This is a genomic window from Demequina sediminis, assembly GCF_030296675.1.
Taxonomy (GTDB): Bacteria; Actinomycetota; Actinomycetes; order Actinomycetales; family Demequinaceae; genus Demequina; species Demequina sediminis.
The window spans coordinates 564,686-578,398 of the sequence record NZ_AP027736.1 but is presented as its reverse complement, the minus strand read 5'-3'; the positions used below and the strand labels follow the sequence as shown (position 1 = coordinate 578,398).

The window sequence follows — 13,713 nt, the reverse complement described above, 5'->3', positions numbered from 1 at the left end:
CCCCCTGGGCCGAGCTTCCTTGCGCGCGGAGGGGACGGCGGTCTTACATCGATATCGTTATCGATAACGATGTCGCTGACGCTATCCCCCGACCGCGGCGGGCGTCAAGCATGTGACGGGGAGCCGGCAACATCGCAACGTTTCGCGCGGCACATCCGCGCGATGTGAACGTTAATCCTGGTAGGTCCGCATGTCGAGGGGTCGCCACGACGGCGGCGCGTCAGGACTGGGTGGCGACGACCCAGCGATCCAGGACGTCGGCCGCCGCGCCCGAGTCGATCGAGCGCGCCGCGTGTGCGAGCCCCGCGGTGAAACGCTCGACGAGCGTTCCACTGGCGGTTCCCTCGAGGGTGGCGTCCGCGACCAGCCCGGCGGCGGCGTTGAGGAGGACCGTGTCTCGCACCGCTCCCGCGTCTCCCGCGAGCACGCTGCGCACGACCACGGCGTTCTCGTCGGCGTCACCGCCGCGCAGATCGCCGATCGTGATGGGTGCGAGGCCGAGGTCGGCGATCGGGTCGAGCCGGAGCTCCGTCACCCCTGACCCGCGCACCTCCCACACCGTGGCCGCGCCCGTGGGCGCGAGCTCGTCGAGGCCATCGTCGCCGTGGAAGACGAGCGCCTCGCGCCCCTGCGACGCGATCACGCCCGCCAGGACGGGAGACACGCGCAGGGACGACGACCCGATGGCCGTGGCCTGAGGCTGTGCCGGGTTGGTCAGCGGGCCCAGGATGTTGAACGTGGTCGGGATCCCCAACTCCTTGCGGATGGGCATCGCGAAGCGCATCGACGGGTGGAAGACCTGGGCGAAACAGAACGTGATGCCGACCTCGGTCGCGAGCTCCTTGACGCGCTCAACAGGCAGGTCGAGCCTGACACCGAGCGCACCCAGGACATCGGCCGAGCCCGACCGCGAGGTCGCCGCGCGGTTGCCGTGCTTCACGACCGTGGGACCCGCACCCGCGATCACGATCGACGCCATCGTCGAAATGTTGACCGTGTGCGCACCGTCGCCGCCGGTGCCCACGATGTCGACCGTGCGTCCCGGCACCTCGAAGCGGATCGCGTGCGCGAGCATCGCCTCCGCGAGCCCCGCGACCTCGGCCGCCGTCTCGCGCTTGACGCGCAGCGCGGCGAGGAAGGCACCCATCGCCACCGGCGAGGCGGAGTCGGTGAGCACCGAATCCATCACGGCGGCGGTCTCCTCCGACGTCAGGTCCTCATGCTCGACCAGGCGCGCGAGGAGGTCCTGCAGCGTCGGCATCGCGTGTGCCTCAGGCGTCCGCGTCGGCGGGGACGAAGAATGCGTCGACGGCGTCGCGCACCGCGAACGGGTCGAGTGGGTGCGCGACCGCGGCATCGGCCTCGGACCACGTCGCGAGCCACGCGTCACCGGGCCGTCCCACGAGCAGCAGAATCGGCGGGCACACATACAGCTCGTGACGCATCTGGCGGGCGATTCCCATGCCGCCCACCTTCGCGGCCTCGCCGTCGAGGATCACGAGGTCGAACGTCGTCGAGTCGAGCTGAGCGGTGACCGCGGCGTGCGTCGCCGCCTCGACCCACTCGATGGGCCGGCCGTGGGTGGTGGGCCCGACGGCGAAACGCACCTTCTCGCGCACGTTGCGGTCGTCGCTGTACAAGAGGATCCGGGCCGGGCGGACGGAGACGTCGCCAGACTCGTGCTTCACCACGTCGCTCATGGCGCCCATTCTGGCATGACCGGGCGGGCACGATCCCCTGCCCACGGCCCCGGAGCGTCGCCACGTGCGGCGGAGGTCCCGGCACGGGGAACCCGTCGGACCTCGCGAGCGTTTCGCGTGTGTGAAGCGCGTGCTCCGTGCGCTTTAATGGGACCTATGTCCCACGCCACGACTGCGCCGTCGCCCATTCACGCGACCCGGCCCAATCAGGTTGCCGTCGGCACCATCGTGTGGCTGAGCTCCGAGCTGATGTTCTTCGCGGGTCTGTTCGCGATGTACTTCACGCTTCGCGCTCAGGTACCCGAGGTCTGGGCCGAGGCCACCGAGCTGCTCAACGTCCCCTTCGCGACCGCCAACACCGTGATCCTGGTGCTGTCGTCGTTCACCGCCCAGGCCGGCGTCTTCGCGGCCGAGCGCTATCAGCGCCGCCGCACCGGAAGCCTGTGGCAGGTGAAGACCTGGGGAATGCACGAGTGGTTTGTGCTCACCTTCATCATGGGCTCCGTCTTCGTCGGCGGCCAGGTGTACGAGTACGCCGTGCTGGTGTCCGAGGGCCTGACGATCTCGTCGAGCCCCTACGGCTCCGTCTTCTACCTCACCACGGGCTTCCACGGCCTCCACGTGATCGGTGGACTGCTCGCGATGCTCTTCGTGCTGGGACGCTCGTTCGCCGCCAAGAAGTTCGGCACGCACGAGGCCACGACGACCATCGTGGTCTCGTACTACTGGCACTTCGTCGATGTCGTGTGGATCGCGCTGTTCGCGGCGATCTACCTGATTCAGTAAGGGACAGCCGATGCACGCGCTCGCACGACACCGCTACCACCGGGCCGCCCCGGTGGTCCTTGTTCTCCTGCTGCTCGCCCTCATCGCCGGAGTGGCCGCCGCCGTCTCGACGGCATCGTCAGCCGAGGCCACCACCGCCACCGCCGACGACGTCGCCGAGGGTGAGAAGCTCTTCGCCGCCAACTGCGCCTCGTGCCACGGACTGGGCGCCGAGGGCCAGGACGGCGTCGCGCCGTCCCTCGTGGGCGTCGGCGCCGCCGCGGTCGACTTCCAGGTGGGCACCGGCCGCATGCCCATGCAGGCCTCGGGGCCCCAGGCCCCCGCCAAGCGCCCCCAGTTCTCCGCCGAGGAGATCTCGCAGCTCGCGGCCTTCGTCGCCTCGCTCGGCGCCGGCCCCGGAATCCCGACGGCCGAGCAGGTCGACCCCGCGCTGGGTGACCCCGCCAAGGGCATGGAGCTGTTCCGCACCAACTGCGCGATGTGCCACGGCTCGGTCGGTGGAGGCGGCGCCCTGACGCAGGGCAAGTACGCCCCCAACCTGTGGGAGACCACCCCCACGCACATCTATGAGGCCATGCTCACGGGACCGCAGTCGATGCCCGTGTTCAACGACGCGAACATCACCTCCGAGGGCAAGCGCGACATCATCGCCTTCCTCAAGGCCCAGGACGAGGGTTCGCCTGGCGGCCTGCGCCTCGGCACCATCGGCCCCGTGGCCGAGGGCATGTGGGGGTGGCTCGTCGCCCTCGGACTGATCATCGCCAGCACCGTGTGGATCGGAGCCCGTTCTTCATGAGCACCGCAGACCAGCCCGTCGGTCACGACTCGGCCGACTCCTCGACCGCGGCACAGGCCGACGAACAGACCCCGGAGATGTTCACCGATCCCGGCCTTCCCTACCACCGCCCGCGTCGCGCGGACGTCGACCCCAAGGCCGACAAGCGCGCCGAGCGTCAGGTCGCCGCCCTCTTCGGGCTGTCGATTCTGGGCACGATCATCGCGATCGGCTCCTACCTCGCTCTCGACATGACCGAGGAGATCGCCTCGATCCGATTCGTCAACATGATGATCGGACTGGGTCTCTTCCTCGCGATGATCGGAATCGGCCTGGGCGCCGTGCACTGGGCCAAGACCCTCATGCGCGACCACGAGATGGTCGAGGAGCGCCACGAGCTGCGATCCTCCGAGGAGGCCCGCGAGGGCGCCGTCCAGAACCTCAAGGACGGTGTCGAGGACTCGGGAATCGGCGGCGTGAAGCGCCGCCCGGTGCTCGTCGGCTCGCTGGTGGGCGCGATCGCGCTCGCACCCTCGCCGTGCTGTTCCCGCAAATCGGCAACATGGGTGGCGACTGGAACACCAAGAAGTTCGCGCACACGATGTGGCGCAAGGGCACGCGCCTCGCGCGTGACCCCGACGGCACCCTCATCAAGGCCTCGGACGTCACCATCGGCTCGGCGTTCCACGTGATCCCCGATGGGCTCAACGAGCTTGAGCACCACCGCATCGAGGAGAAGGCCAAGGCCGTCGTGCTGCTGGTCCGCCTCGACCCGCGCGACCTCAAGATCCAGCCCGGACGCGAGGACTGGTCGTTCGACGGCATCGTCGCGTACTCGAAGATCTGCACGCACGTCGGCTGCCCCGTGGCGCTGTACGAGCAGCAGACGCACCACCTGCTGTGCCCGTGCCACCAGTCGACCTTCGACGTGGCCGACGGCGCCAAGGTGGTCTTCGGTCCCGCCAAGCGTCCCCTTCCGCAGCTTCCGATTGCGGTCGACGACGAGGGTTACATCGTCGCGCAGAGCGACTTCCACGAGCCGATCGGTCCGTCCTACTGGACGCGCCTCAAGCACACGTCCGACGGTCTGAACGACTCGTCCGAGGGGAGCAGCCACTAATGGGCGCGCGTCTCGATTCCGCCGCATCCGGCACCGCCAACTGGGTCGACGAGCGCACCTCGATCGGCTCGTTCGTCAAGTTCATTGCGCGCAAGGTCTTCCCCGACCACTGGTCCTTCATGCTGGGTGAGATCGCGCTGTACTCGTTCATCGTGCTGCTGATCTCGGGTGTGTTCCTCACCGCGTTCTTCGTGCCGTCGATGGGCTTCGTGACCTATGACGGCCCGCTCGAGACCATGCAGGGCGTGGAGATGTCCGAGGCCTTCGCCTCGACGCTCCACATGTCCTTCGAGGTACCCGGTGGCCTGCTCATGCGCCAGATCCACCACTGGGCAGCGCTGCTCTTCACGGCGGCAATCGTCACCCACATGGCGCGCGTGTTCTTCACGGGGGCCTTCCGCAAGCCGCGCGAGCTCAACTGGCTCGTGGGCTTCACCCTGATGATCCTGTCGCTCGCGGCCGGCTTCTCCGGCTACTCGCTTCCCGACGATGTCCTCTCCGGCAACGGCCTGCGCATCATCGAGGGCGTCACGCGCTCGATTCCGATCCTGGGCGAGTACATCTCGTACTGGATCTTTGGCGGCGAGTTCCCCGGCGAGATCATCATCCCCCGCCTGTTCACCATGCACATCCTGCTGGTGCCCGGCCTGATCCTGGGGCTGATCGCGCTTCACCTGTTCCTGGTGTTCCTGCACAAGCACACCCAGTACCCGGGCCCCGGCCGCACCCACAAGAACGTCGTGGGCCTGCCGCTGTTCCCCGTGTACACCGCGAAGGCCGGTGGATTCTTCTTCGTGGTCTTCGGCGTGATCGCGCTCGTGGCCGCGGTGTTCACCATCAACCCGGTGTGGAACTACGGACCGTACGATCCCTCCCCCGTCTCGGCGGGAACGCAGCCCGACTGGTACATCCTGTTCGTCGACGGTGCGCTGCGCCTCATGCCGGGCTGGCTCTTCGACGTCATCCCCATGGAGTGGGAGCTGTGGGGCTACACGCTGTCGTGGAACATCCTCATCCCCGCGGTGATCGTTCCCGGCCTGTTCTTCGGCTTCCTGGCGTTCTACCCGTGGATCGAGGCGTGGGCCACGGGTGACCGCGGCGAGAAGCACGTGCTCGACCGCCCGCGCAACGTGCCCGTCCGCACCGGCCTGGGCGTCGCGCTCATCATCTTCTACGTGATCCTCGTGCTCGAGGGCGCGAACGACATCATTGCGACGCTGTTCCACCTGTCGCTCAACGACCTCACGCTGTTCCTCCGCGTCGGCATCTTCGTGCTGCCAGTGCTCGGGTTCCTCATCACGCGACGCATCTGCTTCGGTCTCCAGCGCAAGGATCGCGAGCTGGTGCTCCATGGCAAGGAGACCGGGCGCATCGTCCGCCACGAGCACGGCGAGTACATCGAGGTCCACGAGCCGCTCACCGAGCACGAGCGCTGGATCCTCGTGTCGTACGACGACATCGCTCCGCTCGAGATCGCTCCCGAGTACAACGAGCGAGGCGTGCGCCGCAAGGGATACCGCTGGGATCGCTTTAAGCAGCGCCTGTCGCGCTTCTACTTCGAGCACCGGGTCTCCCCCGTCACGCCCGAGGAGCTCGAGTCGGCCTCGCACGCGCACCACTAGCACCACGCGATCCCGTCAGGGGCGTCCGGCATCGGCCGGGCGCCCCTGACGGCGTCTCCGGCCCGTGCCGGAATTCCTGGCAGGGACCGGAATGCCCGTGCCTCCACCGAGGTTGTCTCGGGTGTCCCACTTCGCTCCGAGACGTGCGTCTCGCTAGGCTCGGAGCGTTCCCGGAAACCCGGCCGTGCCGCCGTCGCGGCGCCGCGGCCCCACCTTGGAGGAAGAATGGCCGACTACACGCTGCCGGACCTCAGCTACGACTACGGAGCACTCGACCCGCACATCGCGGGCCAGATCATGGAGCTCCACCACAGCAAGCACCACGCGGCCTATGTCGCCGGAGCCAACACCGCGCTCGAGAAGATGGCGGCCGCGCGCGAGTCGGGCGACTTCGGCGCGATCGCGGGCCTCGAGAAGGCGCTCGCCTTCAACCTGGGCGGTCACACCAACCACTCCGTGTTCTGGACCAACATGTCCCCGGACGGCGGCGACAAGCCCACGGGCGAGCTGGCGGCGGCAATCGACGAGCACTTCGGCTCGTTCGACGGTTTCCGCGCCCACTTCACCAACAACGCGATGACCATCATGGGCTCCGGCTGGTCGATCCTCGCGTGGGACACGATCGGCAAGAAGCTGCTGATCGTCCAGCTCTACGACCAGCAGGGCAACGTCCCGGTCGGCCTCATCCCGCTGCTCATGCTCGACATGTGGGAGCACGCGTTCTACCTGCAGTACAAGAACGTCAAGGCCGACTACGTCAACGCCTGGTGGAACGTGGTCGACTGGGCGAACGTCCAGCAGCGCTTCGCCACCGCGTCCGCGACGCAGGGGCTCATCGTCTCCTAGGTTCACCCACGGCCTTCAGAAGGGCGGTCTCCGGGTTCGGAGGCCGCCCTTTGTGGTCTGCGGGCCCCGCCCTTTCCCCACGCCGCCTTTCCCCACGCCGCCTTTCCCCACCCCTGCACGCTATGGGACGGCCATGGTCGTTTCTCGAAGGTCTCAGCGCGCCATGGGACGCTCAGCGTCGCCGCTCACGCGATCCCGACGTACCGCGCCAGGTGCTCCCCCGTCAGCGTCGATCGCGCCTCGACCAACGCGGCGGGCGTCCCCTCGAAGACCACGCGCCCGCCGTCGTGGCCGGCGCCCGGCCCCAGGTCGATGATCCAGTCGGCGTGCGCCATCACCGCCTGGTGGTGCTCGATCACGATGACCGACTTGCCCCCGTCGACCAACCGGTCGAGCAGCGCGAGCAGCTGCGCGACGTCCGCGAGATGCAGACCGGTGGTCGGCTCGTCGAGCACGTAGACGCCGCCCGACTCGGCCATGTGGGTCGCGAGCTTGAGGCGCTGTCGCTCGCCTCCCGAAAGCGTCGTGAGTGGCTGGCCGAGCGCGAGGTATCCCAGCCCGACCTCGACCAGGTGGCCCAGCACCTTCGCAGCCGCCGGGTTCTTCGCTTCTCCCGCCGCGAACAGCGCGTGCGCCTCCTCCACCGGCATCTCGAGGACGTCGGCAATCGAGAGGCCCGCGAGACGGTACTCGAGCACGTCCTCGCTGAACCTACGCCCCTCGCAGGCCTCGCACACGCTCGCGACGGTCTCCATCACACCCAGCTCGGTGTAGATGAGCCCCGCACCCTTGCACACGGGACACGCCCCCTCCGAGTTGGCGCTGAACAGCGCGGGCTTGACCCCGTTGGCCTTCGCAAAGGCCTTGCGAATGGGATCGAGCACGCCGGTGTACGTCGCGGGGTTCGAGCGCCGCGAGCCGCGGATGGGCCGCTGGTCGACCGTCACCACGCCGGAGTCGGCCGGCAGCGCGCCATGGATGAGCGAGCTCTTCCCCGAGCCGGCCACCCCCGTCACGACCGTCAGCACACCCAGCGGGATGTCGACGTCCACGTCGCGCAGGTTGTTGAGCGAGGCACCCCGAATGGACAGCGCGCCCGCCGCGGTCCGCACCGCGTCCTTGAGCGCCGCGCGGTACCCGAGGTGCCTGCCCGTGAGCGTGTCGGAGGCGCGCAGGGCTGCGACGCTGCCCTCGAAGCACACGGTGCCTCCCGCGGTCCCCGCGCCGGGTCCCAGGTCGACCACGTGGTCCGCGATCGCGATCGCCTCGGGCTTGTGCTCGACCACGAGCACGGTGTTGCCCTTGTCACGCAGCCGCAGCAGCAGCCCGTTCATCCGCTGGATGTCGTGCGGGTGGAGCCCCACCGTGGGCTCGTCGAACACATAGGTGATGTCGGTCAGCGCGGAGCCGAGATGACGAATCATCTTGGTGCGCTGAGCCTCGCCTCCCGACAGCGTGCCCGCCGCGCGGTCGAGCGACAGGTAGCCCAGCCCGATCTCGACGAACGACTCGAGGGTCGAGCGCAGCGCGCTCACCAGCGGAGCCACGGACGGCTCGTCGAGGTCACTCATCCACTCGGCGAGGTCGGAGATCTGCATCGCTGCGAGGTCGGCGATCGACGCCCCGCGGATACGCGAGGACCGCGCCCGCTCGCTGAGTCGCGTGCCGCCACAGTCCGGGCACGTCGCGAAGGTCACCGCGCGGTCGACGAACGCACGGATGTGCGGCTGCATCGCCTCGGGGTCCTTCGACAGCACCGACTTCTGCAGCTTGGGGATGAGCCCCTCATAGGTCATGTTGATGCCAGCGATCTTGACCTTGGTGGCCTCCTTGTAGAGCAGCGCGTCGCGCTCCCGCGCCGAGTACTCCCCCACCGGCTTGTGCGCATCCAGGAACCCCGACTCGGTGTACATCCGCACGGCCCAACCGTCGGCGGTGTAGCCCGGGATAGTGATGGCCCCCTGCGCGAGCGACCTCGCACCGTCCACAATCTGGGTGATGTCGAGCTCGCTGATGCGGCCCGTGCCCTCGCACCGCACGCACATCCCGCCCGTCACGGAGTACTCGCGATGTTCGCGCGCGGTCGAGCCGTCCGTGCGGGTCACGGTGGCCGACCCCGAGCCGGAGGAGGACGCCACATTGAAACTGAACGCCTGCGGCGGGCCCACGTGCGGGTCACCTAGACGCGAGAAGAGGATGCGCAGCATCGCGTGGACGTCCGTCGCGGTGCCCACGGTCGAGCGGACGTTCGCCCCCATGGGCTCCTGGTCGACGATGATCGCGGTCGTGAGCCCCTCGAGCACGTCGACGTCCGGGCGCGACTGGCTGGGCATGAAGCCCTGAATGAACGAGCTATAGGTCTCGTTGATCATGCGCCGCGACTCCGCCGCGATGGTCTCGAACACGAGCGAGCTCTTGCCCGATCCCGACACCCCCGTGAAGACCGTGAGACGCCGCTTCGGCAGCGTGAGCGTCACGTCCTTGAGGTTGTTCTCGCGCGCGCCTTCCACGCGGATGAGGTCGTGAGAATCGGCGGCATGGGCGGGCGAGGACGTCACGGTTGCTCCCGTCGGTGGGGACGATGCGGCGCTCACCATTGTGCCCGGTGCCTGCCCCCTTGGGGAGACAGCGAAGCGGCCCGCCCCCTCACGGGGACGGGCCGCTGTCGCGCGCGGTCGCTCAGTGCGCGTGCTGCCCGCGCGAGAACTCGAACACCCAGCCGACGAGTCCGATCACGCCGACGATGGCGGCCGGAACCATGATCCACCAGCCCACGGCCATGGCCGTGAACGCCAGCGCGGCACCGAGGCCGCACACGAGCGGCCACCAGCTCCAGGGGGCGAAGACGCCCTGCTCGCCGGCGTCCTCCGAGATCTCGGCGTCCTCGCGGTCCTCGGCACGCTGACCGTGGCGCTTCTCGAGCATCTTGAAGTACACGCCGACCATGAGAAACATCGCGCCGGTGAGGTAGATGGCGAGGAAGCCCACCCACTCGGACCAGTCGGTGAAGTAGCCGTAGACGGTGCCCGCCACCAGGAAGAACGCGACGGGGATGTTGAAGAGATTGGCTTCGATGCGCATCGGTCTCTCCTTACGCGACGGGCGCGTGATCGGTGTTGTCACGCTCCGCCTGGTAGTGATCGCGCGCGGCGGCTCCCGGGTGGTGCAGATCGAACGCGGGACGCTCCGAGCGGATGCGCGGGATGGACGTGAAGTTGTGACGCGGCGGCGGGCACGAGGTCGCCCACTCGAGCGAGTTGCCGAAGCCCCACGGGTCGTTGACCGTGACCTTTGGCGCGCGGCGCGAGGTGATGTACACGTTCCACAGGAAGGGCAGCGTCGAGATCGCGGTGAGCACCGCGCCCACGGTGGATAGCTGGTTCATCCAGGTGAAGCCGTCCTCGGGCATGTAGTCGACGTAGCGCCGCGCCATGCCCCGAGCGCCCAGCCAGTGCTGGACCAGGAAGGTCATGTGGAAGCCGAAGAACAGCAGCCAGAAGTGGATCTTGCCCAGTCGCTCGTTGAGCATCTTGCCCGTGAACTTGGGCCACCAGAAGTAGAAGCCGGCGAACATCGCGAACACGACCGTGCCGAACACCACGTAGTGGAAGTGCGCGACCACAAAGTACGAGTCGGAGAGCGGGAAGTCCAGGACCGGCGAGCTCAGGATGACTCCCGTGAGACCACCGAAGAGGAAGGTCACGAGGAAGCCGATCGACCACAGCATCGGCGTCTCGAAGGTGAGCTTCCTCGCCACATCGTGCCGATCCAGTTGAAGAACTTCACGCCGGTGGGCACCGCGATGAGCATCGTCATGAACGCGAAGAACGGCAGCAACACGGCGCCGGTCACGTACATGTGGTGCGCCCACACCGTCACCGACAGCGCGGCGATCGCGATGGTCGCGTAGACGAGGCCGTGGTAGCCGAACAGCGGCTTGCGCGAGAAGACCGGCAGGATCTCGGAGACGATGCCGAAGAAGGGCAGCGCGATGATGTACACCTCTGGATGGCCAAAGAACCAGAAGAGGTGCTGCCAGAGGATCGCTCCCCCGTTGTCCGGATTGAAGACTTGAGAGTCGAGCACGCGGTCCGAGCCGAGCGCGAAGAGCGCCGAGGCGAGCGGCGGGAAGGCGAGCAGCACGAGCATCGACGTCACGAGGATGTTCCACGTGAAGATCGGCATGCGGAACATCGTCATGCCGGGCGCGCGCATCGTGACGATCGTCGTGATGAAGTTGACCGAGCCGAGGATCGTGCCGAAGCCACCGAGCGCCAGGCCGAAGACCCACAGGTTGCCACCCACGCCGGGCGAGTACACCGCGTTCGACAGCGGCGCATACGCGAACCAGCCGAACGAGGCCGCGCCCTGAGGCGTGAAGAAGCCCGCCATCGCGATGACTCCGCCAAAGAGGTAGAGCCAGTACGCGAGCATGTTGAGACGCGGGAACGCCACGTCGGGCGCGCCGATCTGCAACGGCATGATGAAGTTCGCGAAGCCCGCGAACAGCGGTGTCGCGAACAGCAGCAGCATGATCGTGCCGTGCATCGTGAACAACTGGTTGTACTGCTCCGCGGACTGCACCACCTGGATGCCCGGCTCGAAGAGCTCGGCACGGATGAGCAGCGCGAGCAGTCCACCCACGATGAAGAAGAAGAACGACGTGATCAGGTACATGTACCCGATGGTCTTGTGGTCGGTGGAGGTGATCCACTTCACCACGATCGAGCCGGAGCGCGCGGGCGCGGTCGGGAGCGTCACGGTGCGGCGGTCGTCGCCTGCCTCGTGGGGGACGGTAGCCATCAGGACGCGGCCTCCTCGTGGGTCTCGGTGAGCTGAACCACCTGATCGCGGCTGTAGTCGTCGACGCCGATCTGCCCGGTGTAGCCCTCGTTGCGCAGCTCCTCCATGCGGGCGTCATACTCGGCGCGCGAGACGACGGCCACGTTGAAGAGCATCGAAGCGTGGTACTCGCCGCAGAGCTCGGCACACTTACCCTGGTAGATCCCCTCTTCCTGAGGAATGACCTGGAAGGTGTTGGTGCGCCCTGGCACGGCGTCGATCTTGTAGAGGAACGCGGGGATCCAGAACGAGTGGATGACGTCGCGCGAGTCGATCGTGAACTCGACGCGCTCGTCCACCGGCAGGTACAGCGTGGGGAGGGTCGCCTCGACGCCCTCCTCGCCCGTGAGGGCAGCCTGCACACCCGGGTCGTACACGTCGTCGTCGACGTAGTTGAAGTCCCAGCTCCACTGCTTACCCACCACGTTGATGTGGATGTCGGGAGTCGCCGACGTGTCCTTGATCGCCCAGATGTCCTCGGCGGTGTACTTGAACAGCACGCCGATCATCAGCAGAGGGACGATCGTGTACATCAGCTCCAGCGGAATGTTCGCCCTGGTCTGCACGGGCAGCTTGGTGTCGCCCTTGCGCTTGCGATAGACCACGACGGCCCACAGGATCAGCCCCCAGGTGATCACGCCGACCGTCAGGGCGGCGATCCAGGAGCCGTTCCAGAGGGTGATGATGCGACCCGTCTGGTTGGTGATGTCAGGGGAGCTGGGCAGCGCGCCATTCTCGATGCCGTTGGCGCATCCTGCCAGGAGGGACGTGAGTCCTACGACAGCGATGCCTGCCAGGGCTTTTCCGGGCACGCGGGGACGTGAAAGGAGGGACACACGGGCAGTCTAGCGCGCTGTACCGTGAAGGCATGCAGGTTGCGCGCATGTTCCTCGACGCCTCGGGTTCCGCTCCTTTGACGAACCGCACGCTCGAGGCGTTCCAGGCGGGTCTCGCGGACGGATGGGCGGACCCCGCAAGACTCCACGCGGAGGCGCGCCGGGCGCGTCAACTGCTCGACGGTGCGCGAGAGGCCATCGCCGAATCACTGGGCGCTCGCCCCGAGCACACGCACTTCGCTCCGACCTTTGCGATCGGCCTCGAACGCGTCATGGCGGGCATCTACGCCGCGCGCCGCGGTCGCGACCGGGTGGTGGCGACCGCGATCGAACGCGACGCGACCCTCCACTCCGCCGACTACGTCTCGGGCGGCGGGCTCACGCTCGTCGAGGTCGACGGCGCGGGCCACGTCGTCCTCGAACACCTGCGCGAGGCTCTCGACGTGCCCGACGTCGCGCTCGCCGCCGTCCAGCACGGCAACCACGAGATCGGCACGGTCCAGCGCCTGGGCGACGTCGCGGAGGTCACGACGGCTGCCGGCGTGCCGCTCGTCGTGGACGCGACGGCGAGCATCGGTCATGGGGAGGCACCCGAGGCGTGGGACGCGCTCGTCGCGAATCCCGCGGACTGGGGCGGCCCGGCCGGGGTGGGAGTCGTCGCGCTCCGCCCGCGCACCCGCTGGCTCCCCGTGTGGCCCGAGGGCGGCGACTGGGCGCCGGGCGGCGTGAGCGTGCCCGCCGCTCTCGCCGCTGCGGTCGCCCTCCAGGAACGGCGCGAGCACCTCGCCCAGACCGGCCCGCGCCTGCACGCGCTCATCGAGCGAGTGCGCCTCGAGGCCGCCTCGTGGCCAGGCGTCACGGTGGTCGGCGACCCCGACCACCGCCTCCCCCACATCGCCACGCTCTCGTGCCTCTACGTGGACGGAGAGGCGCTGCTCACGCGGCTCGATCGCCACGGCATCGCGGTCGGGTCTGGATCGGCCTGCACCACGAGCTCCCTCGAGCCCAGCCGTGTGCTCGAGAAGATCGGCGCGCGCGGACACGGCAACGTGCGGCTTGGTCTCCACCCCGGCGTGTCGGACGATGACGTCACGCGCCTTCTCGAGGTGTTGCCGCGCGTGATCGGCGACCTCCGTGCCGAGGCAGGAGCGCCCGCGCTGTCCTGACGTCGCGTCGCGCCTCGTCC

Annotated in this window: 10 protein-coding genes and 2 pseudogenes; 6 read left to right on the top strand and 6 right to left on the bottom strand. The window is 68.1% G+C overall.

The window, feature by feature from the left end:
• Window positions 1-220 precede the first annotated feature (220 nt).
• Together trpD and QUE44_RS02995 are read right to left on the bottom strand one after the other, a co-directional pair.
• Window positions 221-1,261: an anthranilate phosphoribosyltransferase gene (gene trpD, locus QUE44_RS03000; protein WP_286215784.1), complete on the bottom strand. Its 1,041-nt coding sequence runs from the start codon at window positions 1,259-1,261 to the stop codon at window positions 221-223.
• A 10-nt stretch (window positions 1,262-1,271) separates the two neighbouring features.
• Window positions 1,272-1,700, bottom strand: a complete 429-nt coding sequence (locus tag QUE44_RS02995) for a response regulator (RefSeq protein WP_286215783.1) — start codon at window positions 1,698-1,700, stop codon at window positions 1,272-1,274.
• Between the two features lie 156 nt (window positions 1,701-1,856).
• On the opposite strand from QUE44_RS02995, the gene ctaE reads away from it, so the two are divergent.
• From ctaE to QUE44_RS02970, 5 genes and pseudogenes are all read left to right on the top strand, one after another.
• Window positions 1,857-2,486 carry an aa3-type cytochrome oxidase subunit III gene (gene ctaE, locus QUE44_RS02990; protein WP_286215782.1) on the top strand — a complete coding sequence of 210 codons (630 nt, stop codon included), beginning with the start codon at window positions 1,857-1,859 and terminating at the stop codon, window positions 2,484-2,486.
• Window positions 2,487-2,496: 10 nt separating this feature from the next.
• Window positions 2,497-3,282 carry a cytochrome bc1 complex diheme cytochrome c subunit gene (gene qcrC / locus QUE44_RS02985; RefSeq protein WP_286215781.1) on the top strand — a complete coding sequence of 262 codons (786 nt, stop codon included), beginning with the start codon at window positions 2,497-2,499 and terminating at the stop codon, window positions 3,280-3,282.
• Window positions 3,279-4,381 (top strand): annotated as a pseudogene (gene qcrA, locus QUE44_RS02980) (cytochrome bc1 complex Rieske iron-sulfur subunit). Before qcrC ends, qcrA begins: the two are co-directional and overlap by 4 nt.
• On the top strand, window positions 4,381-6,003 hold the full coding sequence (gene qcrB, locus QUE44_RS02975; RefSeq protein ID WP_286215780.1) for a cytochrome bc1 complex cytochrome b subunit: 1,623 nt from the start codon (window positions 4,381-4,383) through the stop codon (window positions 6,001-6,003). Before qcrA ends, qcrB begins: the two are co-directional and overlap by 1 nt.
• Window positions 6,004-6,228: 225 nt before the next feature.
• On the top strand, window positions 6,229-6,849 hold the full coding sequence (locus tag QUE44_RS02970) for a superoxide dismutase (protein WP_286215779.1): 621 nt from the start codon (window positions 6,229-6,231) through the stop codon (window positions 6,847-6,849).
• A 185-nt stretch (window positions 6,850-7,034) separates the two neighbouring features.
• Here the strand turns inward: QUE44_RS02970 and QUE44_RS02965 are convergent, their stop codons facing one another.
• The 4 genes and pseudogenes from QUE44_RS02965 to ctaC form a co-directional block, all read right to left on the bottom strand.
• Window positions 7,035-9,446 (bottom strand): ATP-binding cassette domain-containing protein, encoded by a 2,412-nt coding sequence (locus tag QUE44_RS02965; protein ID WP_286215778.1) that lies wholly within the window; start codon window positions 9,444-9,446, stop codon window positions 7,035-7,037.
• An 82-nt stretch (window positions 9,447-9,528) separates the two neighbouring features.
• Window positions 9,529-9,930 (bottom strand): cytochrome c oxidase subunit 4, encoded by a 402-nt coding sequence (locus QUE44_RS02960; RefSeq protein WP_286215776.1) that lies wholly within the window; start codon window positions 9,928-9,930, stop codon window positions 9,529-9,531.
• A gap of 10 nt (window positions 9,931-9,940) precedes the next feature.
• Window positions 9,941-11,652, bottom strand: a pseudogene (gene ctaD / locus QUE44_RS02955) (aa3-type cytochrome oxidase subunit I).
• Window positions 11,652-12,527 carry an aa3-type cytochrome oxidase subunit II gene (gene ctaC / locus QUE44_RS02950; protein WP_286215774.1) on the bottom strand — a complete coding sequence of 292 codons (876 nt, stop codon included), beginning with the start codon at window positions 12,525-12,527 and terminating at the stop codon, window positions 11,652-11,654. The pseudogene ctaD and the gene ctaC overlap by 1 nt, the downstream one beginning before the upstream one ends.
• A 32-nt stretch (window positions 12,528-12,559) precedes the next feature.
• Between ctaC and QUE44_RS02945 the strand changes: the two genes are divergently transcribed.
• Entirely contained in the window at window positions 12,560-13,693 is a 1,134-nt protein-coding gene (locus QUE44_RS02945) for a cysteine desulfurase family protein (protein ID WP_286215773.1), read from the top strand.
• Window positions 13,694-13,713: the final 20 nt, after the last annotated feature.

Coding starts and splice junctions, on each gene's coding strand:
- trpD (WP_286215784.1), bottom strand. CDS start 1,261: ATGCCGACGCTGCAGGACCTCCTCGCGCGCCTGGTCGAGCATGAGGAC.
- QUE44_RS02960 (WP_286215776.1), bottom strand. CDS start 9,930: ATGCGCATCGAAGCCAATCTCTTCAACATCCCCGTCGCGTTCTTCCTG.
- ctaE (WP_286215782.1), top strand. CDS start 1,857: ATGTCCCACGCCACGACTGCGCCGTCGCCCATTCACGCGACCCGGCCC.
- QUE44_RS02995 (WP_286215783.1), bottom strand. CDS start 1,700: ATGAGCGACGTGGTGAAGCACGAGTCTGGCGACGTCTCCGTCCGCCCG.
- QUE44_RS02965 (WP_286215778.1), bottom strand. CDS start 9,446: ATGGTGAGCGCCGCATCGTCCCCACCGACGGGAGCAACCGTGACGTCC.
- QUE44_RS02970 (WP_286215779.1), top strand. CDS start 6,229: ATGGCCGACTACACGCTGCCGGACCTCAGCTACGACTACGGAGCACTC.
- qcrB (WP_286215780.1), top strand. CDS start 4,381: ATGGGCGCGCGTCTCGATTCCGCCGCATCCGGCACCGCCAACTGGGTC.
- qcrC (WP_286215781.1), top strand. CDS start 2,497: ATGCACGCGCTCGCACGACACCGCTACCACCGGGCCGCCCCGGTGGTC.
- QUE44_RS02945 (WP_286215773.1), top strand. CDS start 12,560: ATGCAGGTTGCGCGCATGTTCCTCGACGCCTCGGGTTCCGCTCCTTTG.